Source organism: Ruegeria atlantica (assembly GCF_013032005.1).
Lineage (GTDB): Bacteria > Pseudomonadota > Alphaproteobacteria > Rhodobacterales > Rhodobacteraceae > Ruegeria > Ruegeria atlantica_A.
The window spans coordinates 97,877-121,015 of the sequence record NZ_WQBE01000010.1; the positions used below are offsets into that span (position 1 = coordinate 97,877).

The window sequence follows — 23,139 nt, forward strand, 5'->3', positions numbered from 1 at the left end:
CTATATAGTACTTTATAGGTTACATCTATTGGAAATACGTGTAACCTCTTTTCTATTATAAACCATTACAGGAGAATTGCCATGCTGTCGCTTTCCGAACGTTACAATCACAATGGACAATCTATAGCCTGGGGGAAAATGGGAACGGGTGACCCTCTTGTTTTAGTGCATGGGACGCCCTTTTCGTCTCAGGTCTGGCGACGGATCGCGCCTCTGTTGGCCCAGCGATGGACTGTCTTTTTTTTCGATTTGATTGGCTACGGCCTGTCGGAGAAGACAGATAATCAGGATGTATCTCTGGCCGTGCAGAACGATCTTCTGGCCGCAATGTTCAACCATTGGGGTTTGTACCGCCCCGAGATCCTGTGTCATGATTTTGGGGGCGCGACCGTTCTGCGGGCTTATTATCTGAATAACCTGAGATATAAGCGCATGACGATCTTTGACCCTGTCGCGGTTGCCCCTTGGGGATCGCCATTCGTTGCGCATGTCAGACAGTACGAAGCCGCATTTGCAGGTCTTCCAGCCTATGCCCATGATGCGCTTTTGCAGGTCTATTTGCAAAGCGCCGCGCACAAGAAACTCACGGAGGAAGCGCTACAGATCTACATGGAACCTTGGCAAGGAGAGGTGGGGCAGCCTGCTTTCTATCGTCAGATCGCTCAGATGGATCAGAAATACACGGATGAGGTTGAAAGCCAGTATGTGTCGCTGGATTGTCCCACAACGTTGCTTTGGGGCGCAAAGGATGACTGGATACCTCTGGAACGCGGCCACAAATTGGCAGGTTTGTTGACTGAAGGGCAGATCACGGTGATCCCGGACGCTGGACATTTGGTTCAAGAGGACGCGCCAGAAGCCATCGTCGCTGCTATGTTACAGCTCAGCCAATAACTCGAAAGTAGGCAGCGATGGACAGACAAGCCTCTTCAGACCCACTCCTTCATCCGTTCAAGCTGAAGCACCTGCACCTGCGCAACCGCGTGATAAGTACGGCACATGCGCCGGCCTACGCGGAGGATGGTCATCCAAAGGACCGATACCGTCTTTACCACGAGGAAAAGGCTAAGGGTGGCATAGCACTGACGATGATCGGCGGGTCAACCAACGTCGCGCCCGACAGCCCCTCTGTCTTTGGTCAACTCTATGCTGGGGACGATTCTATTATTCCCTGGTTTAAAAAGCTTACGTCCGGGGTCAAGGCACATGGGGCAGCAATCATGTGTCAAATCACCCATATGGGGCGGCGAACGGGCTGGGACACAGGAGATTGGCTTCCTGTCGTCGGTCCGTCCGGGCGGCGGGAGCAGGCTCACCGTGCGATGCCAAAGACTGCTGAAAAAGGCGATCTTGATCGAATCGTTCTGGAATTTTCGGAAGGGGCGCGGCGCTGCAAAGAAGGCGGGTTTGATGGTATCGAAATCCTGTCTCACTCCCACTTGCTGGGCCAATTTCTTTCACCATTTGTCAATGATAGAACAGATGCTTATGGCGGTTCACTCGAAAATCGATTGCGCCTAACATTAGAGACTCTGGATGCCGTTCGCACCAAGGTGGGGTCTGAGTTCATTGTTGGCATGCGCATCACGGGCGACGAGTTTATCGACGGAGGCCTGACCGCCGATGAGTGTGTCGAGATTGCAAGGAGGCTGGAGCAGAGCGGCCACGTGGATTTCCTGAATATTCTGGCGGGCGCACCTTATGACGATCTCGGGTTGGCGGGATGGGTGCCGCCAATGGGTTTGCCTTCGGCACGCGACCTTAAAGTTGCTCAACGGATACGCGCAGCGGTCGATCTGCCTATTCTTCACGCAGGTGGCATCAACGACCTCGCCACCGCGCGTTTTGCAGTTCAGGAAGGAATGGTCGATCTGGTTGGCATGACCCGAGCGCATATGGCCGACCCCCACTTGGTTCAAAAAATGGCTTCTGGTCAGGAAGATCGGATCAGGCTCTGTGTCGGTCTGGGATACTGCGTAGATCGTGTGAACCAGGGGAAAGACGCAATATGTGGCCAGAATGCTGTCACAAGTCGAGAGGGTTTTCTGCAGCATCGTCTTCTGCCAAGTGCAAATCCCCAAAAGATTGTGGTTGTCGGTGGTGGCCCATGCGGGCTGGAGACCGCTCGTCTTGCCGCAGAAGCCGGTCACGATGTGAAATTGTTCGAGGCCGCCGACAGGCTTGGTGGTCAACTCATTCTCGCAAGTAAGGGAACATTAAGACGGCAGATCGATAGCATCCTCGACTGGTTGGTTCGGGAGGTCGAGTGTTCTTCGGCGCGGGTCCATCTCGCCACCTATGCCGAAGCGGAAGATATTTTGGCAATCAACCCCGATTTGATTGTTATTGCGACAGGAGGCTGGTCGTCGGAACCCGCTTTCATGGGGAGCAATCTTGCGCATTCCTCATGGGACGTGCTCAGCGGCAACGTCCGGATATCTGGTGACGTGCTGTTGTGGGACATGCATGGAAATCAACCAGCTTCGGTCACGGCCGATTTCATTGGGGATCATTGCGCGCCGCTTACTTTCGCCACTCCAGATGCATGTCCTCTTACCGAGCTGGGACCCACGACCCAATCGGTTGCCATGAAACACCTGTATGAGAGGGGCGTCCAATTCATTCCCAATATTAAAGTGGAGAAAATTGAGCCAGATGGAGACCGCAAAACCGTGCATCTGCGGAACACACTATCGGGGTTTTCGACGCAACGGACCTTTGATCATGTGGTTGTCGAGTCGGGTTGCACACCAATGGACGAGCTCTATTTTGAGCTTCTGAATCAATCGCGCAATGCGGGGCAGTTCGATCAGAGGGCGTTCACGAAAGGGGAAATGACGTTTCCACAGATAAATCCCTCGGCCACCTTCAATCTTGTCCGGCTTGGTGATGCGATCACCAGCAGAAACCTACACGCTGCGCTGTTCGACGCAAACAGGCTCATTCAGGGCCTTACGAAAAGAGCCTGACAGTTCAAAACAATGTTGTTCGGACATGGTCGTTCACAGGCGTTGAAATTATGTACTGCAAAATCCGGTTCTCCGACCGATCATGTCAAGAAAACAAGATATGGGATGAATTACTCAATACCCATTAAAACTTTTACGTCAAAGGCTTTAACAACCTTCGATTCTATATGTTGTGGCAACCAGAGTGCTTGACGCACGGATTTAGTATCCCGTTGAACTTTGAGCAATCTCCAGTCAAATTTGATTTGACGCGGTTTTTATTTAATAAAATCAACAGTCTTAGTGAGTTCGATTGTTGGAATTCTGAGGCCCAGGAGAGTTCCAAATGAAAGTTCTTGATTTATTCCCCAACCTACTCAATCAATTAGGTACAACACAGAACATAAAAATCTGCGTTTCAATTGAGGTTAAGGGTGCCATAGTGTACCTCTCACAACGAGCACGAGGTAGCGTATGACATAGCTCCCACAAAAATGACGAGACCGAACAGTTGCACCTGCCCGGTCTCGGAAATCAGAAACGCCTTGCAACGCCCCTATGATTAGCACCTTCAGGGTAACAAGGCTTGTATCGGCTCGCAAGAATTATTTCTTGCGGCAATGGAGATCGCATGCCCAATCCACTTCAGATCGACCCCGCTAGGGGATTTGTCGCGCTACCCGCTCAGGTTCTTGACCTAAATATAAGTCCAGGCGCCTTTCGGGTTCTCACGCATCTTTGCAATCTTGCCAACGATGACGGATGGTGCTGGCCATCTCTCAAACAGCTCGGGGAAAAGCTAAATCGTTCCAAAGCATCGATTAGTTCTTACATCGCTGAATTACGCAAGGAGGGCGTTATTGGAACTGTGAACCAGAAGATGGCTAGCGGATATAACTACCGGCTGAAAATCCAAGTGATATTTTGGTCCGAGTGGATTGGGATCCGAAAAAAGAAACTCAAGTCGGTTCAGCTGAATGATCGCCGCGCTCAGAATACTGAACGCCTTCCTTCGGAAAAACACAAAAAAGATAAAACAAATACTTCTACGGCGCTAACGCCGAGCGAAGTCAGTCGTGAAGTTCGCCAAGTTCTCGATCAATGGTTATGGCTAACGAAGGGCCAAAGCTATGCTTCATACCGAGAAGCACCGTGTTCCAAGCTTATAAACTTGACAGACAAAGTTCTTGCGCGACTAAAGCCCGCTTGTCGGGAGAGTATGACGACTGTCACAACTGAAAATATCAAAGCTCTGTGGTCGAATCTTGGCGTCGATCTAGGTCAAGAAGATCTGAAAGTGCAACTCGCAATGATGAGACAAAAGCAAATGACTACAACTGACTTTGAATACTTTTTGCAAGTCGCTAAAACCCTTTGGAAGCCATTCTGGCGCAAACCCCCTGCCCCAAAGCAACTCGCCGGGATGATCGAAAAGGCCAAGAGTTATGACCAGCAAGGAATAGCGCTTAGAGTAATTGCTTCACATTACTCAACATGGCTCAAATCAAGTTCTGGGTTGCCAAAGGCGGCGTAGTTTCTCCTAATGGTAGAAAAACGCTTGAATAACAGGATGTATGGGAGTTGAGGATGGAAGCATTGAGTTTTGGTGGGACGGCCGAAGCACCGAAATTATCGATCCTCGAATTCGCTAAACGTTTGGACGTCGCAATGTCCCAACTGGATAGTTGGTCGTTTCGAGACGAAGCGCCTAATGAGCGCGTGTTAAGGCGATTTAGTAAGAGGGAGGTAGCTGAGCTTTTGGGAATAAATCATAAGCTTCTGAGTTACACAGCGAAGAGCGATAGCGATTGCTTTCCACTAGGAGAGCGCGCCGGTCGCGAGCTCTCCTACTCTCCTAAAGACATTTGCCTTATGCGGGCTGTTATGGGATCTAAGTCACATTTAAAGCGCAGTCACATTCATTGGAGAAGGCCTGGCGAACCTCTCTCCGTCATAACTTTTGGCGCGCAAAAAGGCGGCATAGAAAAATGCCTAACTGCAACGCACTTCGCCCAGTATCTCGTTTTGGCGTATGGCCTCAGAGTTGGAGTGATTGATAGCGATCCGCAAGGCACCATCAGCCGCTACTTTGCCGATGCTCAACACGACATACAGAATGGTGATGCGCAATCTTTGGTCAATTTTTTGGGAATGGATGATTCTTTCGGCGAGGTCCCAGTCGCACGCACGGACGAGCAACTCAATGCTGTTTGGCAACAAACTTCCTGGCCAGGTGTTCGGTTGATGGCTGGCGGCCCAAACATCCTATCTGGGGATGTAAATCTGTATCTGATGGGTCAAAAAATGAAGACCCGAGTCTACTGCGTTCTGAAAGACGCAATCGCCCAATGGGATAAAGCTTATCCTCCGAAGACACATCCAGCAGATCTACGGAGATCAGACAGTAGCTTCAATTTAGAAGCTTATCAGGCAGCCCTTAATGAAACACTAGATGTGATTATCATAGACCAACAATCTTCAATCACACCGTTGCATATGAATGGTCTTGTAGCGGCTTCAACGCTTGTTGTACCGATGAGTGTACAAGGGTTCGACCTGAAAACTCTAACCTCTTATGCCCTCACGTTAACGGACATCCTTCAGTACATCTCCGATGTGGAGCCCGACTTGCAGGTCGGACAGCGGGGGCATGTAGTTCTGCCTATAATAAGTATAGGCGAGAATGATCGGGATATGTTTCAGATTGCAGATCTGAGAGAAAATGGTGGCAATATAATAAGCAAAGTCTGGTATAATCGGTCTGCCGCTAGCGAAAACGCCGCAGCACTTAACATGAGTATTTACGAATACACTGCTCCTGAAGGGCTTCGAGTTTCGGCGAAGAAATTCATGCGAAACGCCAATGCAGTTTCCGATTACCTAGTTCAACGCTCTCTACCATACCTTCCGAGTAGAGGGTTTGCCGAGGAGTTCATTGAATAGAAGGATGGGTCGAACAAGATACACTAAGCAGACAAATTAGTTATGTCCCAGAGACGAACGTCATAAACCTTGATATAGCAGATTTTAAATCGTCTGACCTGCCCCCCGCGAAATCCCTCACCATGATGTAGAGTCTGCCCAACCTTGAAGGAGCAGACGAATGCGAAAGAGCCGTTTCACCGAGGCGCAGATTATCGGGATGATCAAGGAACAGGAGGCAGGCATGCCGACGGCGGAGGTTTGCCGTCGACACGGGCTTAGCCCGGCCACGTTCTACAAGCTGAAGTCCAGGTATGGCGGCATGCAGTTTGGTATTCATACCGCCCACCCTTGGTTCGACCAGCCAGCCTCACAACCTTTGGATGAAAAATGTAGACTCGGGGGTCAATTTCTCAATAAGTTGACCTCGGGTAAGAAAATGGAATTTGGTTTTCATGCGCAAGTTTCGTCAGTTACCACCTACAAGGGCGCAACGGAAAGCGGTTTTGAGATGTCCATGTTGTGGAACATTGCCAAAAGGTGCGAGTGGCGCTTGTTTAAAAATATCGATGAAGCTGGCAGTTCTACTGTTTAACGTTCCCATGGCCATATGGATGGCAGCTAGTTCCGAAAACATGAGAACATCGGTGCAACAATTTGGTGGTAGGGTGCCGCAAGCTTTCGAGAAATTGACCTTATTGGATAGCACCGGGTTAGTTATAACGTCCTGGGTAATTGGTGATGTTGCGTTGGCTCTTGCGATGCTTTTAGCTAGAGACTGAAATTAGTTTCCTCGGCTAAGAGCAGACCTAAAAAATCAGTTGTATCGAACCTTCGGTTTGAGACAGAATTTGAGTGGCTTTTTTGCATTTTTTTCACTCGCGACGTCATGGTCAAGAGTATGGCTGCTGGGCTTTGACGGAGGGATTGGTTCAACCAATCCGGGTGCAAAGTTGCTCGCGCTGTTCGCCTCACGAATGGAATGGCTGTACTCGCTGTACAAAACTAATAGGATAAACTCCTTTCGTGTTTTTCTGCAATTTGGACTACCGTGTCAACTTGTTCACTACATCGAAGATTTCCTGACATTACACTGGAAATTGGGTGCCACTCAGCTTCACTCACATCGTCCTGAGCAATAGGTTCACCCGAAAGGTATTGGCACCACACAGCGGCAAGCAGGAAATGATACCGTAGATTTTTTTTCTCATTTCTTACAATAACATCTACGTTTGTCAGATACTTAAGAGGTTTTGCAACAACTCCAGTTTCTTCACGTAACTCTCGTGCAGCAGCATCCATTGCTGTCTCTCCAAGATTTACGTGACCGCCTGGAAATCCCCATAGCCCTATATCCGGCGCATTTCGGCGTTTCACCAAAAGTACTTTCTTGTTCCGAATTAGCACAGCAATTGCTGCCAGTTTAGGAGTGACACCCATAGCTACTTACTTTCCAGAGAGGTGATGGAACCCGCAGCACGTCCAAACACCGAGCATATGTTCACTTATGACAGCTACACTCAGAAGCGAAACGCAAGTACATTGTAGCGGTGGGTAAATTTAGTTGGAAAGGCTCATATGCAATATGGCGTTTATGAAAGACGATTGTAGGCCGGTGAACAGTAGTTGTTGGCAATGGTAATCGCGCAGAAACGCACTTTCAATTCGTAACCATCTGATTTTCACATCCATCTTTGCAACGAGTGAGTTGTCACAGATCGATAACTTGAATCGTCATCACACCGATACGGTGCTGCTACTTAGGAAGCTCTTGATACCAAAATGAAGCAGAAAACAAACGACTCCCAACCAGGTTACATTTGTACGGAACATTCCAGTGAAGTCAAAATTGCAAGGTTATCCCTTGGTCTTTCGCAGCGAGAAATGGCCCCGCTCTTGGGGTTACCATTGACCGCAGAGTTGTCCGCGATCGAATACGGGAAAGTGGAGCCCCATCCAAGTACAATTCGGCTGTTGCAGGCCTATTTGGATGGGTACCGACCAAGCGATTTTCCAGAAACCCACTTATCAACAAACCGAAAGTTCAGTTTGTATAGGTCCAAGTAAACTTCTAAAGAAAGCTATCAAAATGCGCAGCGTTCAACTACTTGAAAAATGCATACGATAGTCAAGTAAATCTTCTAGTGTATCATTTTATTGCGTCTAACTCAGTTTCCGAAGACCGGCGGCCAGAAATTGGGTCAGCTGGTGGTGATTTGGATCAAGGCCCAGAACGCCAGTGTCGGCGGGTTATGACCGCAAAATTAGGTTGAATTGCTTGTGACGTCTGATGGTGAAGGGTTTAGCTTGTCAGTTCACCAGATAGCCGAGAGGGTTAAATCTTTAGAATTTGGATATATGTTGCTTCACGGCTTCTATAAGTAACCCAAGTGATTCCAGTTCTGTAATCTGTTTAGGAAAGTATAGGTAGAAGGGCGGGAGATCTGTCGTGCATCCCTCCAAAACGACTTCCAAGTTTCCAGGTTGTACGTGTTCTTCCATTGTCGCGCGCATTGACCGTCCAGTCCCGTGAGCTTCCCTATTCTATTCGGATATTCCGGCGAACAGATGGGCGGTATCAGCCTTATTCTCTAAAGAGCCATCGCAAGCCGAGGATTTATGATCGCGTGTTCTGAGTGGGTTTATCTTCATCAGGCGCGATGGGATGTGGTGGTCCGATGCGCCGCGCTAATATGACCCGCTCAGAACCCTGTACACCCTGTGGAATGATATGGGTGTAATCACTCAGATCATGACTCGGCTGGCCGCGGAAGGTACCGATACAAGATCATCATGACTGACAAAGCAGACCCCTAACTCAAAGCGCACCGCACGACCTCCAGCTTGCAACGGAAAACGGGGGCGGATGGCTGAAGGGATGCACCGGGTGGCATGAATACTAAATTCCACCCCACTATTAAAGGCCCCGAACCCCCATTGTTTCTTTCTATCCGCTGGGTAAGTCAGCGAATACACTGCCCATTTGCAATATCTTCCATCGGCTGACTAGCTGCTGCGCGATTGCGTTTCTGACGCGTATTGTTTTCGCACAGACCCTTATCGCGGGGCAGTTAGGTCCTGCGCTCGAAGTTGAAATGCGCGCCACAAATCTGTTTGGTGCGACAGAAGCCCGAATGCTCTGCCTGTCGGCCAGCGCTTTCGCAGATACCATTCTACTCTGGCACTATACCCTTGACTCTGGAACCTAGGAATTGAGCGTTGAATTGAGGGAGTCACAAAGGTGGAGGGCTGGCCCAATCGGTATGCCAGCCCTCCAAGGCGGCGCCTGCGTTGCAAGGCTCGGTTTAGCGCCGCCCAATCGAATGGACGTCCCCAAGTTCATTCTGTTGTTCGCCTTAACGACGAAGTTGCAAGCAACTTTGTGACGCGGGCCTGTAAGTTTCTAGGTGGCGAGCAAGTCGGAGGTTGAAGTAGCGAACTGATCCCACGATGGCAGCGTCGTTTGTTGCAGGGTTGCGGTTATAGTTCGATCAGAACTACAATTGCCGGTTCCCACTGAAGAAGTTGCAATTGGCCTCCGCAATTGCCGCTGACGGTCCAGTGCAATGACAGATTTGTCACTCGATAGGCAGAGTACCACACAATACGCACGCGTCTTCGTAGGTTAAAGACTGGAATCTTTTTGGTGCACCGTCCACAAATAGCAGGCTAGCCACCTTGCTGGCGTCACCAAATTTGGCCGGATTCGCTGGTTCAGTAGATGTCCTGCTGTCGTGGTTCAATCAGTCTAGTCTTGCTATTACAGCCCTTACCCCAACTCTCATAGTCCAAGTCAACTATTTCGCGATAAACATGAAAAAGGTGGGCGTAGTAACATTTTCAAACCCAATCGCCCTCTGGTAGTGCTACATCAAAAAGGTACTCGTCGTAACGAGCGGAGTAAGTATTTGAAAGTTGTTGAAAAAACTCATCATGTTTAAATAGTTCGTAGTCATCACCCGTTATCCAAGTTTTCGCCATAACTGTATACGGGTAAGGGTCGAATATAGCCATTCTCCGAAAAACTTCGAAACCCTTGTTTTCTAGTAGTGAATGAACTTCGTTCGCTTCATTTGACGATTGAAAGGCTATGTAAAAGGTAATCGATATTCTGTGAATACGTTTCAATCTTCTTTTTATGTTTGACGTTGGGAAATTTGTGTTCCCTAAGTTAAGAACCCGCGAGATGAGTTCGGTTCCCAGTTTTAAGACGTGCGAAGCAGTTTTCTTGATTAACTTGAATAGATTTAACAAATTTATACCGGCTGAGTTAGATATGTGGTCAGAAATCACAAGTGCTACTGGGCTTCAGGTTTTCCCTTGCCGGCTCATAGGACAAAATGGCTGGGAAAGGTCAGGTTGTCTCATGCGCGGGTTTCTCAGCAACGGCCCCTTTCCAACATGTAACGCGCATTACATACTACACTTCCAGTTAGCAACTTTTGATCAAGGGTTCCTATCAGCCCCCTACTACCTGACGAAACTTGAGAAAAAGAAGTGACGTGTTCATAAGATATTTTTTGTGCAGTATTGATAGAATTTTCTGGAGCCAGCGGCTTAGGTTCATAATTTCAATAGGATAAGTTTGTTCGTAACCGAATTTGGAATTTTTACTAGACAATTCCTCACCCTGTTGGCTGAAGGCTATTGTCGGCGCGAACCGTTAACAGACATTACAATGCCCTTCAGGAAATTGCTTTCTCGGCTCGATACCTATCACGGATTTATCCCACAGCAATTAAGGGAAACCAGAGCACAGAGATCTGTGAATGCGCAACCCAACTAGCCCGAAACTAAAATGGTAGGTGTGCATTTCCCTATGGGATGCTGCGCATGGGTGTGATGCTTGAGGCCTTCAGGTGGAGCCGAACTATGGCCACCCTGGCGCAATCGGCATAACGAAACTGGACCCGACTAGTCGATAGAGAGCGAGCGTCTGCAGCAATCAGTCAACAGGGTGGATTGCAGCAGGAAGCTCGAGCGAAGGTCGTTTCCAGATTTCCAGAATACCAGTTGTTCTGACAGACCGCTCACGTCATTGCGACACCAGCTTCAATAGTGCGTTTTGCTAATCCGACCAAAAACAGCAAAGAGGGGGTTATCTCCGGTTTGTATTGCATATGGTTGGTCACCTTTGTGAACAATGATGTCTCCCGATTTCTTTTTCAAAAAATGAGTATCGGCTCCAACTTGAAATGCGGCGTCACCTGAGAGTACTATGAAATACTCAGCAACAGATTGTATTTTCGGAGGATATAACGTGTTAGGTCCGATTATGAACAGCCCTAAGGCAGTATTTTTGCTTCTCAGTGTTCCATAAGGACCAATACCTTCGCCAATTGCATATTCTGACGATAATGTCTGGCTACTCCCGCTATCGGGGAAGTACTCCGACCAATTAACAAAGCCAAATGCCAAAATTGCAGATTCTTGTAGATAACTTGATGATTTGTGCGAGTTGTCTCTAAATATTTTAGGCATATGTTTTAAAGCACGAACGGGGGTAGGCACTCGCGATTCTGCCGCGTCAAACGTAGTTTTCGGTGCGAGTAAAGTAGTACTCACTGTTTGCAAAAACTCTTTATGCTCCCCGTAACAATACTCCTGGGAGAAGTATAAAAGGTGCTCTGACGTTGCCCGAGCAAACCTAAAGAGCGGATCACGGACGGTGGGTTTTGGTTTCATGAAGACTGCTATCCTTTTTAGTTTGCGTCCTTTAGTTGTTGTGAACGTCGCTCGACTGACCCTAACAGTTTCAGTCGCTGTACGGCTTCTCCGTTCAATCAGAGGCAAACTAAACCTCGAGACTTCCCATAAATTGGAACTGACGTAGGACATTGCCTAGTTGTCCAACTTATTTGCTCAGCGGAGGCAGCAGAACTGTTCCCCATCAAATCTAAACTTGAAAACACTAGTCAATCGCGGGTTTCGTGATGATTTCCAGCGATTGACTGTTGCGCTGACGGGAAGCCCCTAAATTAAGTTCAGCCCTAGTAAAGCGGTGCCAATCATAATGAAATGCATTATCTGCGACTGTTCCATATGTGTGTAATAGGCGAACCAGGAACCGCTGACTAATAGCAGAAATGCCAACGACATAAACGCTATTAGTGATACGTACACAGTCTGCATGGCCGCTAGTTCTGGCCCATCACTAAAAATATGGATTACGACGCCTGCTGCTGCCGCCCAGAGTAGTGTACTGACGCAGACTTCGGTTAGAATAATTACACCAAGCGCTGCTTTATGTAGAGCGCTGCTGTGTACAGCACGCGATGTTAGTGGGTTTGCAGGAGTATCGGGCAAGTTTACGGCGCTCATTCCCATGATAAAGCCCATATAGCCGACACCATGTCTAAATGAGCGCAGATTGTTAAGCGCTGCCAATGTAGTCCAGCAAGCGAGTCCTCCCGTCAGACACATTAGGGCTATTGGCTGGAAAATAGTACTGCTCATATTGCTTTCTCCTGTTTTATCTGGACACCTTTGTTGGCTCGAATTGCGAAAAAAATGCTAAGCATGGGAGCTGCAAGGAATACCAGACACATCCAAAATGCAGCGGACGAGGCGCCTTCGATGCCTCCAGGCTCCGCAAGCCCCGCCAAGTTTACCACCATACCTGCGAGTGCCGCGCCGAGGGCTGTTGCAAAGAGCTGAACGGTCGTAATCGCCCCTGCAGCCAAATCACTTTCGTCGGATGGCGCGGCATGATAAATTTTAGTGGTGACATGCGGCCAGCAATAGCCAATCCCAAAACCAACCATGGTCAGCCCGACGCAGATTGCGCTCAAAATTGCGAGGCTGCTCACGGTGTAGGGAAGAAAAACCACCTGAATGATCAATCCCCCTAAACTTATCACTGAGCCATGTAAAATTGTGCGGTTCGCGCGCTCCTCGGTGTAACCCGCTGATATTGAAGCGGCTAGTGTCCAGCCAAGGGCCATCAGGGCTCCGATGTATCCCGCGATCAGCGGCGACTGCCCATGTAGTTTCTGGAGGAAAAACGGTACGAAAGTTTCAGGCTGCATACCGATTAGAAGAAATGCGACACAGGCATACAGTGCGCCAAAGGGCGAAAGAAAATTAAGTGCCCCACGAGGTAGTATTCGACCTCTAGCATTTTTTTCGACACGTATCGCAATGTAGCCAAGCGCAAAGCAAATTAGGAGACCATAAACCACCGATTTAATCGTGGGGTCAGAACTTGCGATCGACAGGATGCCAACTATAGCAACAAGAACGAGAAGCTGAATACCGGGAATTGGTTCTGCTTTAACCAGGTGGTTTCTAGTAGCGGGAAGGCTGATGATGCTCAGTAAAGCGATGAATGCTGATACTGGTAGTAGCGCGTAGAACGCCATGCGCCATTGCCCAATTTCCGCGAAGACACCTCCAACGGCAGGCCCAAGCAGTGTCGCGACGCCCCACATGAGCGTAATCAGCCCGATTGCGATCGGCCAGAGCTTTTCCGGGAAAACCATCCGGATAACCGTGTAGGCCAGAGCGTAAAGAATTCCTCCGCCCGCGCCTTGAACCGCACGGCCTGCATTCAGAATAGCAATATTGGTCGCGGATCCACACAGGATCGTGCCAACGGCAAAAATTGCGAGGGCTGTTAGGTAAGCCTCTCGCGGACCAAGTGCGTTTTTTAGCCGAGATGTCAGTGCGGCGCTGACAATGGAAAAAACAACAAATAGCGTCGTGCTCCACGCATAGTAGCTCAACCCTCCAATGTCTTTTACTACCGATGGCAAGATCGTGGTGGAGACAAAAACATTCATTGCATGCAGTACGACGCCACCGCCCAGAATTGCCGAATATGGCAGGTGCTCCGGGGTTATCAGGTCGCGCCATCTGGCGTTTTGAGGGTTTGAGATATCTGTCACTTCACGCTCCTGCAGATCTCCCGGACGGGTCCGGTAAGCACGTTGGTTTGCAGATATGACGACCCGGACCCCGGTCAGGTGACGTGGGTAGGACAGAAATTCCTCAGAAGAGGTTTGGTTGGACGCGGCGCCTGAGCACGTTGCAATAACGGGTTGAACGATCCCATCAGATAAACGCCAACTTCCGGCCTACAGCACCAAGCCACCTAAAGGCGTACCTTTCGCACGGGCTATGGTCAAAATGAGGCCGAGTATATCTTCCTGAACCACATCTTCCCGGACAACGGCGATAAAACTGCCGCTACGAAACAGCGATGCGCCCTCCAGCAGAGAAACGATGATAACCGCGCGGTGACCCGCGTCAGCTACAGACAAGTGCGGATTTTCCTGACATACCAGATCTGCAATTTTGGATGTGTAGAGATCATAGATATCGGTCATAACGTCGGCGACCTCACTGTCGTGCGACGACAATGCCCAAAGCTCTCTGTATAGCGCACAGCTACCTGTATTTTTCTGATCTTCAAGCAGATATCGGACGGCATGCTCTAGAACTCCTTCAGCATCTCCTCCGGAGGCATTAGCGCCCCACTTCTTCTGATTTTCTTCAAATCTTTCGATCTCGCGCCGGAGCAGCGCCCTCCATAGAGCTCCCTTTGTCGGATAATGGTACTGCAAATTTCCCAACGAAATATCACAGGCCGAAGATACCGTCCGCATGCTAAGTGCGCTGTAACCCCCATTGATCAGAAGGCGAGTTGCGGCGTCTAAAATTTGTTGCGCCTTAAGGCGCCCTTTTGAGTGTTTTGCGACAGGATGTTCGTGCTTGGGGGAATTTTCCTGATCTGACAATGGTTGTTTCCATTCTTCTACACGGGAGTCCAGATACTCTGGGCTCTGAACAATCACCGGCTTAGGCCGGGTGGTTTTCCAGAGCCGCATAATGCCTCCTGATTGTCCAGCCTACAATTTTGTTTATACCGGGCTTGAAAAAAACAATACGATTGACCTATTTAAGTTTTACCAACTGTTGGTGCAAGCCACTTCAGCAAATCAGGCTCTAAAAAGGAAAGTCAGATGTTAGGTGAAAATTCAGCAACGATTCTGGTTGCCGGTGGATATGGTGTTGTCGGGTCACAAATTTGCAGAATTCTGGCGGAAGGGTTTCCCGGTGTCAGGGTCGTCGTTGGAGGCAGAGATCAGCAAAAAGCAGCAGAACTTTCGGGGCAGCTTCCCAATGCAGGCACCTATTTCTTCGACCTCGGAGAAGACAAGGACCCGCTGAGCAACTTTCCAGAACCCTTGTCGGCGGTCGTCACTGCGGTCAACGATAAAGAGAGCAGGTTGATGCGCTCATGCATCTCACAGTCGATACCCTTTGTAGACATTACCCGGTGGACTGATCGTGTCCGGTCAGGAGTGATCGAGGCTGCGCTCGCAAATCTGCAATCTCCCGTTGTCTTTGCGTCTTCCTGGATGGCAGGTATTCCCGCACTGATCGCATCACATGAGGCGGCTACATTCGAACGAATTGAAACGATTAATACAGATATCCGCTATAGCCTTGCAGACCAAGCTGGGCCAGATTCCGTTGAATATGTGGACCGTCTTGCCGCGCCGTTTCCGGTTCTTGAAAACGGTGTCTGGAAAGAGATGTCGGGCCTGTCCGACCCAAAACCGGCGAGGTTTTTCGGCGGTTCGGAAGGCGTATGTTACAGGTTTGATACACCTGACCATCTAACCTTGCCGGCAGTCACAGGAGCTTCAAGCGTAGCTACCCGAATAACCTATGACGATCAGTCGACGATGGATCTGATGGCGCGGCTGGTGACCTCAGGTATTTGGTCAAAACTGCAGGCAGAGGAGTTTGACTCGTTCCGAAACTCCTTACTATACAACCCCGGAGAAGGTGCACCACATGAGGTTACCGTTACTATTCACGGCACACTGAAGCACGGTCAGGAGATCCGGCGACAAATCTTTTTACGTGATGCGGTTTCGCAAACCCACCTCACGGCTTTGGGTGCTGTCCTACATGTCACGCACACGATTGGTCTGGACGGCAGCGAGCCCCGCACGGGGGGAATATTCTTTGCAGAGAGACACCGAGATCCAGCTGGCGCGGTTTCGTTCCTCGAAAGTCACGACATTGATGTTAGGGTTGAGGATATCCCTGTATCGGACGTGGGCGCCACTGAATTACATACGTCAGGATACGCTTGCTAGATCGGGGATGCGATTCTTGGACCATACAGCGTTTCAAGCCCGGACTACCTAATTTTTCGGAGAGCCTGTCAGGGGGCAGTTGTATTTCGGTTCTGAGGAGCGGCTCCGCGCAACGTCACAAACTGAAACGGCATCGCGTCGTAATTAAAGTCAAGGCTAAGTAAATCTGATCATCAAGATGATTTAGCACTTGTACGAGGTTTAGGATGAATGAAATACGAATAGCCGCTGCAGTAATCATTAACGAACAGGGAGAACTTTTATTAGTTCGTAAGAGATTCACAGATGCCTTCATGCAGGCCGGTGGTAAGATCGAACCCGGCGAGTCTGCCGTTGAAGCCCTGTGTCGTGAACTCAGTGAGGAACTGAGATTGCAGATTGAACCTGAACAACCGGAATACCTTGGCCGGTTCCGGGCCCGGGCGGCTAATGAAAACGACCTTGAAGTCCGGGCGGAGCTGTTTCTGATCAGGATTGGATTTGAAGCAGAGCCGTGTGCGGAGCTTTCGGAGGTTCTGTGGATGCGGCCGGAAGAGGCCCATTCTGTCCTGCTTGCACCCCTTACTCGGCAGTATGTACTTGATATTGCAAGGGAGAGATTACGGTAACCACCGCCGCTCCCGTTCAGACAGCAGGCGCAACTCGTAAACTCAGCGCCTGTCCGCCAGGATCATGTCAGCTGCTTTCTCTGCAACCATCATGACGGTGCAGTTGATATTGACCGTTACTAAGGATGGAAACACTGACGCATCGCAGACCCGTAATCCTGTAACACCCTTTACCCGTAAACGGGGGTCAACAACTGTTTGCGGGTTTTCCGAATTCCCCATTGCAGCGGTCCCGCATGCATGGAATACGGTTTTGCAGGCTTCACGGATATAGGCTTTGAGCCCGTCATCACTTTGGATGTCACGACCAGGTGCTGTTTCTGTTTTTATCAGCTGTCCCATCCTCTGAGTAGAACCGAGACGCCGCGCCAGCCTCAGCCCTTCCCACAGCATGCGCAGGTCATACCCGTCCTTGTCAGACAGATAGTTAAGTCTGATAAGTGGCTTATCAAACGGATCGGCAGAGGAGAGCTTTACGCAACCTTCTGACCGGGCACGCGCAACGTTCGGCTGAACAACAACGCAGTCCGCAGGATCCGCGTGAGACGACGCGCCAGGATTCTGCGCATCGTCCGGACGCAGGCCAAAATGAAATAGCAGGTCCGGTGCCGGAGCATCGCGGTCAATCTTGGCCAACAGGGTCGCCTGGTAAGGGGTATGAACCCATTGCGGGACAGGCTCCTTCAACTCCCAGCAGACAGAAACACAGACGTGGTCCAAAAGATGGGAGCCGATACCCGGCAGATCCACGGCGACCGGAATACCATGTTTCCGGAGGTGCTGTTGCGGCCCGATACCCGACAGCATAAGAAGCTGCGGTGTCTGGATCGCACCGGCCGTCAGAACGACCTCTCTGCGTGCAAAAATTCTGCCGCGCGACGTTTCCGCCCCCACCACGCGTGTGCCATCCAGAAGTAGCTTTTTGGCGAGTGTTTCTGTCCTGACTTCCAGATGCGGTGGCAGTCTCTTGAGCGGGTGCAGATATGCTACCGAACTGGAATGCCGCAGTTTGCCCCTGGAATTCAACGGAAACCACCCAACACCAGGCAAAATCTCCTTGTGAAAAGGGGTCTCCGGAAAGCCAAGTTCTTTACCAGCCGAAACAAAGGCCTGACTGACCGAGCTACGCTCATACTCGCGATCCACATGCACGAACTCCCTGATCCGCGCAAAGAAAGGTTGAACATCCCCGGGTCCCCAGCCTTTTGCTCCGAGTGCCTCCCAACCCAGGAAGTCTGAAGCAGGGGGTTCCAGATAAGCACAGTCATTATGATTGCCACAACCGCCCAGGATGCGCGCACGGCTATAGTCCATCACGCGGGCTGAGCCGTCCAGAGGACTTGATTGAAATCCCCAGTCATAGTCAGTTGTCTGTTTATCCAGCTGCGCAAGGTCGATCGCGGCAGGATCGCCTTCGTCGGATTTGCCCGCCTCAAGCAGAATTATCCGGTCACGTGTTCTATCAGCCAGCCTACGGGCAATGACGCAGCCTGCCGATCCCCCGCCGATGATTAAGAAGTCACAGATCAGATCGCTGTCCGAAAAACTCGCCTGGTTCACTTCAGTTACCCGGAAAAGGCGGCCGCAAGTAGACTGACAACCAGCCCGGTGCACTGGCCATTCCAGTCCAGCTTGGGATTGAGGATGGTTACGTTCATCCCAGAGACTTTCCCGGTTTCTAGCGCTGCCGCAACCGCCGCCTTTACCTCCCCCGGACTCAGCCCGCCTGGCATCCTGTAGTCCACCGCCGGCATGACCGCGTCATCCAGCACATCCACATCCAGATGTAGCCAGAATCCCGAATCCGCTTGCGCCAGCCGTTTCATTGCCTTCTTCAGCGCATTTCCAAAGCCGAATTCCCTGATTGCGGCCAGAGACAGATGAAGAATATCGGTGTTGTCCGGAAGAGTGTTGCCACCGATCCCGGTTAGTCTGTTTTCTTCACGAACGCCAAATACAACGGTTTGTTCTTGCGCTACCAGCGGGGTTTTTCCGTCCAGTGCAGTCAATATGTCCGGCCCGTACCCGGAGGCAATTGCCAGATCCATACTAGCTGTTTCGTGATCAGGCGCGCCGGGCGCGTTGAAATCCGTATGGCCATCTAGGAAAAAAAGGCCCGGGTTGCCGTTGCGTCCTGCGCCAGCGAGACATCCCAGCAAAACGGTGCAGTCACCACCGAGTACTAAAGGGAACCGGTCCTCTCTGAGTTCCGCTTCCACTTTATCTGCAAGCGACAAAAGGAATGACCGGACTCTCAGCGGCTCAGGAATGCCCACGACCCTATCGATGTCTTTTACGGCGAGCGTTCCTTCTGCCGAAACTACACGTGCTGCCCCGACACGTTCGGCAAGCCCCGCATCCAGAAGAGCCGCGGGCAGCATTTCAACCCCTGCCAGGCCCGCTCCTACGGACAAAGGCGCCTCAATAATCGAGATCGGTTTCTCTGTCATGATGTTTCCCTGATCTTTGTCTTTGCGGAAAATTTCCGCAAACGGTCAACGCAGCTGACGGGCACGTTTTTCGACGGGGCAATCGTCCTGTGGGCAGATTTCGAGATCACAAAATCTGCACAGCTGGTTTGCATCTTCTTGCGACCGGGTTGCGTAAATAAGCATCCTTTCCATTATCCCGGTTAACAGCCGACGCTCGACATCATCGAGCGGATGCAGAAGGTCCTCAAGAGCTGCCCGCCGCCGGTCCTGCAACCCACCGACAAATTCCTCACCTTGATGCGTCAGCGCGAGCGTCAGGGCGCGCTTATCCCTGCCCGGGTTTCTGATAATCAGCCCGGACGCGGCTAGCCTGTCTACAAGCCGCACGGTGGCAGAATGTGAGAGGCGCAGACAGACCGAGAGCTCGGTCACATTCTGCTTCGGATAGTTTCCGATGGTCACGAGCGCTGCCGCTGCTGACGCACCATGATCCAGGCTGCTCGCGTCGATGTTGTCGATGCCGTTAGCGACCGCCGTGCTAAGGGTTCCGAGTAAATTTGCGGTGCGTTCATTTGTATGCATGCAGCATGCATATATTGTTACTGGCCGTAGTCAAGAGCTGTCCCTAATCGATGGGATGACAGGCGGTCGGGCTGCTTCGGCGGACAGCCAGTTCAGAAAAAGGTCGAGCGCCTCGTTTCTGGTGCCTGATTGTGGGCGGACCGCGTACCAGGCGAGTGTTGAGCGAATGCTGAATGCGATTGGGCGTATGAGTTTGCCTGAATTAAGATAATCGTCGACCAGAACACTCCTCCCTAGTGCCACCCCCAGCCCATTGCAGGCGGCCTCATACATGATATTGCTGTCGGAAAACTCGTGCCGATCAGAAGGCACCATGCCCGGAAACCCGACTTCGGAAAACCACGATGACCAGCTACAGGCATTAACCCCACTATCACCCAGCGTGTCGTGCAGCAGAACCTGGTTCATAAGATCTTCAAATGATGTCAACGGCTGATGGGCTGAAAGATAAGCTTCCGAGCAGACCGGGAACACCTCCTCCCCCGTCAGACAAATCCCCCTATGCCCATCCGGCACGCCCTGACAATAACGCAGCGCGCAGTCAAATTCTGTTCCATTTAGATCAATGGTTTCCTTCATACAATGTATCTGAATGCTCAGGCCGGAGTACATCGATGTAAACCCCTGAAGCCTCGGGACAAGCCAGAGCGATGCAAATGACGGACAGACAAGCAGTTTCAGTTTTTCTTTTGGTTTGTCTGTCAGTTTTGCCGAAGCCAACCTGAGTTGGTCAAACACAGGCCGGACATTCTCGAAATAGAAACTGCCGGTTTTGTTTACGATCAGATCCCGGCCGCGACGATCAAACATCTGCTGACCGAACCAGGATTCGATCGCCCGTATCTGGTGACTGACAGCCGACGGTGAAACTCCCAGTTCTGCTGCGGCGCGGCGAATAGTTCCGCAGCGGGCAACTGCTTCAAATGCCCGAATTGAACTCAGAGGAGGATACTGTGCTTTCATCACAACCGACCAATCGACGAACTTTTCTCAATCTTCTGGCGATAATTATTCAATTTTTTCCTACCAGCAACGATGGTAAGAAAACTTCTTAGTTAAAGCTGATTTCCAAAGCTGAATGCCTGAGGCAGACGAATGATTACATGGCCTAAAGGAGTTCTTCAGACGGACTTCTCACCGTACAGGAAAAGAAAGGTCGCCCCGTTGGGACTCTGGACCTTGGACGACTGGGCGATCAAGGCGTATGGCATCACTACCGAACAGATCAGCGGCCCTTCCAGACTATTTACTACAGCGGCAGAAACTAGCGCACGCGAGCATGTGTTTTCCTTATTGCATCTAACCAGGGAAGAAGGCGAGTTTTATAAAACGGGGTTTGCCGTGCTGCACAAGGGAACACTTGCCAACTGGCTGTTATTCCAGTGGTGGACGCATTCGGACGTATGGTGCCAGCTACTATCGTATTCAGATTTGTCGACTCCGGAGAGCTTTACATTCTCTACCCGCCCGGTACGCGCCTGCGTACACGAAACTGCGGTTATATGGTTTGAGCAGAAGTCCTGGATCAAAAATGTACTAAGCGGAAACGCCGACCGACGAGCCTATTTGGCGGATTTGATGCCGCCACAGATGTGCTGACAAGTCGAAAATCAATCAACACTTTTGAAGCCACCGTTAAACTACTCACTTTCTAATGTTTTCTAACATATCCTCTATGATGGTGACCAATTTGCTGTCTTCCCTTCGTGCTGCTGGAATGGCCGCCTGCTACTTAATGAGGAGCGCAATCCTGTGAATGGGCATCACTCAGTATCCGCGTGGTGGGTTGCGCTTGGACTCGCGCTCGGTGTTACAGTTTCAAACGGATTTGCACGATTTGCTTACGGGTTGATTCTGCCAGCTATGCGTGCCGATTTAGGCTGGACCTATGCAGAAGCCGGGTGGATCAATACAGCCAATGCTCTCGGGTACATTGGAGGCGCCCTGCTCACGCTGACGCTAATTAGACGAATTGGACCGGTGCGACTGTACGTTATCGGCATGATATGCACCTCCGTCAGCCTGTTGTTGTCTGGAATAACAGATGACTTCGTTTTTCTGACAGTATGGAGGATCACCAGTGGAATAGCTGGTGCTCCGGTTTTTATCTCAGGCGGCATTCTTGCGGCTACTCTATTCTCCGATCCCAAGAAAACAGCCTTGGCCATTGCACTTTACTTTGGTGGCGGAGGCGTAGGCATGGTTCTGACTGGCGCAACAATACCCACAATTTTTGCTTTGCATGGTGCGCCAGTTTGGCCAATCGTATGGGTCGGTTTGGGTGGAGCCAGTGTGCTTTTCTCTTTTCTAGCAATCTGGGCCACTTCATTTTTGCACTTGCCTGATAAAGTTGCCCAAACTCAACCCGCTCAAACGATTCCAATAAGAACGCTTATAAAACTCACGCTTTATGCTCTCATTGGCTACGGGCTCTTCGCCACAGGTTATATTGTATATGTGACATTTCTAGTAGCCTGGATGGTGGATATCTCTGCTGGACCAGAATTGGTGTCTGTCACTTGGGTCGCAATAGGACTGGCTATTATTGTTTCTCCCTTTGCATGGAAAACAATTCTGGCACGGTTCTCAAACGGTGTGCCGCTTGCAATGGCCATTGGGGTGACGGCAGCAGGAACGCTTCTACCATTGTTGTTTTCTGGACCAGTATCAATCATCCTTTCAGGGACATTATTCGGAATTGGAGTTTTCATTGCTCCTGCAGCAATAACCGCGTTCTCTCGTTATAATCTTCCCTCCGAAATTCAAGGAACAGCCGTTGCCCTCTTTACAACAACCTTCGCGATAGGTCAGACAATCGGTCCTATTGCGGCTGGGGCAGTTGCAGATACCTTTAATTCTATAGAAAAGGGGTTGTTAGCTGCTGGCATTGTGTTGGGCATAGGAGCCATTACAGCTCTCGGTCAAAGGAGCGGGGCGAAACACTTGCAGAGCTCACAAAGCCGGGTAGTGTCTGAACCCCCTTTTCAGTGACCGAACTAGGCTCTCCGCAACCATCGCGAGTTGGTTGTTTGGCGACCAACGTGGTTTAGACTCTCGAACCTCGAGAGTTCGCAATCACAAAAGGCGCCATCTACGCAATACTCGGGTGGAACAAGTTGTTCAATCGTCGGAAGATGGCCTCCTCAGAAGTTACATTGGGTTGATTTCCAAACCAATATCTACCTCAAGTAACACCAATTGCCCTGGAATACGGGGGCATATGCCTGTCCTAATTTGCGTAATCCGCTTATTTGCGGATTTTCAAACGATAGGCTCCCAAAAGCAGCTGCTCATACGATCGCGGTTTTCCGACTCTCCGCTCCGGCCCCTATTGATTTAAGCACCGAATAGTAATTATCTGGTACCTGTGCTCTCATTATTTTGAGCGGCAAAAGTGAGATCAATATTCATTCCCTCACGCTGAAGCTGACTTGGCTAAATATATGCCAGCGTCAGTCTGTAAAAGACCGCTCTATTGCTGAAAGTGCAGATGTTCAAACTCGAGATCCGGCCTGCTATCTGTCGGGCCGGGGCA

General features: G+C 50.4%; 18 protein-coding genes and 1 pseudogene. 10 read left to right on the forward strand and 9 right to left on the reverse strand.

Annotated elements, in window-relative coordinates; genetic code table 11:
- Window positions 1–81: 81 nt before the first annotated feature.
- The 5 genes and pseudogenes from GOX21_RS16910 to GOX21_RS16930 form a co-directional block, all read left to right on the forward strand.
- A complete protein-coding gene (locus GOX21_RS16910; protein WP_170378763.1) occupies window positions 82–894 on the forward strand; it encodes an alpha/beta fold hydrolase in 813 nt (270 codons plus the stop codon).
- Window positions 895–911: 17 nt separating this feature from the next.
- Complete coding sequence (locus tag GOX21_RS16915) at window positions 912–2,969, forward strand: NADH:flavin oxidoreductase (protein WP_170378765.1); 2,058 nt, start codon at window positions 912–914, stop codon at window positions 2,967–2,969.
- Window positions 2,970–3,579: 610 nt separating this feature from the next.
- Window positions 3,580–4,482 (forward strand): helix-turn-helix domain-containing protein, encoded by a 903-nt coding sequence (locus GOX21_RS16920; RefSeq protein WP_170378768.1) that lies wholly within the window; start codon window positions 3,580–3,582, stop codon window positions 4,480–4,482.
- A gap of 53 nt (window positions 4,483–4,535) precedes the next feature.
- The gene (locus tag GOX21_RS16925; protein ID WP_170378770.1) at window positions 4,536–5,891 is read left to right on the forward strand and encodes a ParA family protein; all 1,356 of its coding nucleotides are present in this window, start codon (window positions 4,536–4,538) and stop codon (window positions 5,889–5,891) included.
- 160 nt (window positions 5,892–6,051) lie between these two features.
- Window positions 6,052–6,198: pseudogene (locus tag GOX21_RS16930) on the forward strand (transposase); the annotation flags it as partial.
- Window positions 6,199–6,875: 677 nt separating this feature from the next.
- Here the strand turns inward: GOX21_RS16930 and GOX21_RS16935 are convergent.
- Window positions 6,876–7,310 carry an NUDIX hydrolase gene (locus GOX21_RS16935; protein WP_170378772.1) on the reverse strand — a complete coding sequence of 145 codons (435 nt, stop codon included), beginning with the start codon at window positions 7,308–7,310 and terminating at the stop codon, window positions 6,876–6,878.
- A gap of 342 nt (window positions 7,311–7,652) precedes the next feature.
- Here GOX21_RS16935 and GOX21_RS21765 point away from each other — a divergent pair, with 342 nt between their 5' ends.
- Entirely contained in the window at window positions 7,653–7,937 is a 285-nt protein-coding gene (locus GOX21_RS21765; RefSeq protein ID WP_170378774.1) for a helix-turn-helix domain-containing protein, read from the forward strand.
- 2,985 nt (window positions 7,938–10,922) lie between these two features.
- On the opposite strand, the gene GOX21_RS16945 is transcribed toward GOX21_RS21765, so the two are convergent.
- From GOX21_RS16945 to GOX21_RS16960, 4 genes are all read right to left on the reverse strand, one after another.
- Complete coding sequence (locus GOX21_RS16945; RefSeq protein ID WP_170378776.1) at window positions 10,923–11,555, reverse strand: dimethylsulfonioproprionate lyase family protein; 633 nt, start codon at window positions 11,553–11,555, stop codon at window positions 10,923–10,925.
- 288 nt (window positions 11,556–11,843) lie between these two features.
- The gene (locus tag GOX21_RS16950; RefSeq protein ID WP_170378778.1) at window positions 11,844–12,326 is read right to left on the reverse strand and encodes a DUF2165 family protein; all 483 of its coding nucleotides are present in this window, start codon (window positions 12,324–12,326) and stop codon (window positions 11,844–11,846) included.
- Window positions 12,323–13,756, reverse strand: a complete 1,434-nt coding sequence (locus GOX21_RS16955; protein ID WP_170378780.1) for an MFS transporter — start codon at window positions 13,754–13,756, stop codon at window positions 12,323–12,325. Before GOX21_RS16955 ends, GOX21_RS16950 begins: the two co-directional genes overlap by 4 nt.
- Before the next feature lie 189 nt (window positions 13,757–13,945).
- On the reverse strand, window positions 13,946–14,698 hold the full coding sequence (locus GOX21_RS16960) for a TetR/AcrR family transcriptional regulator (protein WP_170378782.1): 753 nt from the start codon (window positions 14,696–14,698) through the stop codon (window positions 13,946–13,948).
- A gap of 135 nt (window positions 14,699–14,833) precedes the next feature.
- Between GOX21_RS16960 and GOX21_RS16965 the strand changes: the two genes are divergently transcribed.
- Both GOX21_RS16965 and GOX21_RS16970 read left to right on the forward strand, forming a co-directional pair.
- Complete coding sequence (locus GOX21_RS16965; protein ID WP_170378784.1) at window positions 14,834–15,982, forward strand: hypothetical protein; 1,149 nt, start codon at window positions 14,834–14,836, stop codon at window positions 15,980–15,982.
- A 206-nt stretch (window positions 15,983–16,188) separates the two neighbouring features.
- Entirely contained in the window at window positions 16,189–16,590 is a 402-nt protein-coding gene (locus GOX21_RS16970; protein WP_170378786.1) for an NUDIX hydrolase, read from the forward strand.
- Window positions 16,591–16,632: 42 nt separating this feature from the next.
- Here the strand turns inward: GOX21_RS16970 and GOX21_RS16975 are convergent, their stop codons facing one another.
- The 4 genes from GOX21_RS16975 to GOX21_RS16990 are packed head-to-tail and all read right to left on the reverse strand — an operon-like array spanning window position 16,633 to window position 20,567.
- Window positions 16,633–18,204, reverse strand: coding sequence for a GMC family oxidoreductase (locus GOX21_RS16975; protein ID WP_170378788.1), 1,572 nt, complete (start codon window positions 18,202–18,204; stop codon window positions 16,633–16,635).
- Complete coding sequence (locus GOX21_RS16980; RefSeq protein ID WP_170378790.1) at window positions 18,156–19,040, reverse strand: arginase family protein; 885 nt, start codon at window positions 19,038–19,040, stop codon at window positions 18,156–18,158. The genes GOX21_RS16975 and GOX21_RS16980 overlap by 49 nt, the downstream gene beginning before the upstream one ends.
- Window positions 19,041–19,085: 45 nt before the next feature.
- Window positions 19,086–19,604 (reverse strand): MarR family transcriptional regulator, encoded by a 519-nt coding sequence (locus GOX21_RS16985; RefSeq protein ID WP_170378792.1) that lies wholly within the window; start codon window positions 19,602–19,604, stop codon window positions 19,086–19,088.
- A gap of 30 nt (window positions 19,605–19,634) precedes the next feature.
- Complete coding sequence (locus tag GOX21_RS16990) at window positions 19,635–20,567, reverse strand: LysR substrate-binding domain-containing protein (protein ID WP_170378794.1); 933 nt, start codon at window positions 20,565–20,567, stop codon at window positions 19,635–19,637.
- 216 nt (window positions 20,568–20,783) lie between these two features.
- Here GOX21_RS16990 and GOX21_RS16995 point away from each other — a divergent pair, with 216 nt between their 5' ends.
- Entirely contained in the window at window positions 20,784–21,203 is a 420-nt protein-coding gene (locus tag GOX21_RS16995) for a hypothetical protein (RefSeq protein ID WP_170378796.1), read from the forward strand.
- Window positions 21,204–21,356: 153 nt separating this feature from the next.
- Entirely contained in the window at window positions 21,357–22,595 is a 1,239-nt protein-coding gene (locus GOX21_RS17000; RefSeq protein ID WP_170378798.1) for a YbfB/YjiJ family MFS transporter, read from the forward strand.
- Window positions 22,596–23,139 lie beyond the last annotated feature (544 nt).

What these genes read in the sequence shown, in the direction of transcription:
- GOX21_RS16910 (WP_170378763.1), top strand. Translation starts at nt 82, where the DNA reads ATGCTGTCGCTTTCCGAACGTTACAATCACAATGGACAATCTATAGCC.
- GOX21_RS16915 (WP_170378765.1), top strand. Translation starts at nt 912, where the DNA reads ATGGACAGACAAGCCTCTTCAGACCCACTCCTTCATCCGTTCAAGCTG.
- GOX21_RS16920 (WP_170378768.1), top strand. Translation starts at nt 3,580, where the DNA reads ATGCCCAATCCACTTCAGATCGACCCCGCTAGGGGATTTGTCGCGCTA.
- GOX21_RS16925 (WP_170378770.1), top strand. Translation starts at nt 4,536, where the DNA reads ATGGAAGCATTGAGTTTTGGTGGGACGGCCGAAGCACCGAAATTATCG.
- GOX21_RS16935 (WP_170378772.1), bottom strand. Translation starts at nt 7,310, where the DNA reads ATGGGTGTCACTCCTAAACTGGCAGCAATTGCTGTGCTAATTCGGAAC.
- GOX21_RS21765 (WP_170378774.1), top strand. Translation starts at nt 7,653, where the DNA reads ATGAAGCAGAAAACAAACGACTCCCAACCAGGTTACATTTGTACGGAA.
- GOX21_RS16945 (WP_170378776.1), bottom strand. Translation starts at nt 11,555, where the DNA reads ATGAAACCAAAACCCACCGTCCGTGATCCGCTCTTTAGGTTTGCTCGG.
- GOX21_RS16950 (WP_170378778.1), bottom strand. Translation starts at nt 12,326, where the DNA reads ATGAGCAGTACTATTTTCCAGCCAATAGCCCTAATGTGTCTGACGGGA.
- GOX21_RS16960 (WP_170378782.1), bottom strand. Translation starts at nt 14,698, where the DNA reads ATGCGGCTCTGGAAAACCACCCGGCCTAAGCCGGTGATTGTTCAGAGC.
- GOX21_RS16965 (WP_170378784.1), top strand. Translation starts at nt 14,834, where the DNA reads ATGTTAGGTGAAAATTCAGCAACGATTCTGGTTGCCGGTGGATATGGT.
- GOX21_RS16970 (WP_170378786.1), top strand. Translation starts at nt 16,189, where the DNA reads ATGAATGAAATACGAATAGCCGCTGCAGTAATCATTAACGAACAGGGA.
- GOX21_RS16980 (WP_170378790.1), bottom strand. Translation starts at nt 19,040, where the DNA reads ATGACAGAGAAACCGATCTCGATTATTGAGGCGCCTTTGTCCGTAGGA.
- GOX21_RS16985 (WP_170378792.1), bottom strand. Translation starts at nt 19,604, where the DNA reads ATGCATACAAATGAACGCACCGCAAATTTACTCGGAACCCTTAGCACG.
- GOX21_RS16990 (WP_170378794.1), bottom strand. Translation starts at nt 20,567, where the DNA reads ATGAAAGCACAGTATCCTCCTCTGAGTTCAATTCGGGCATTTGAAGCA.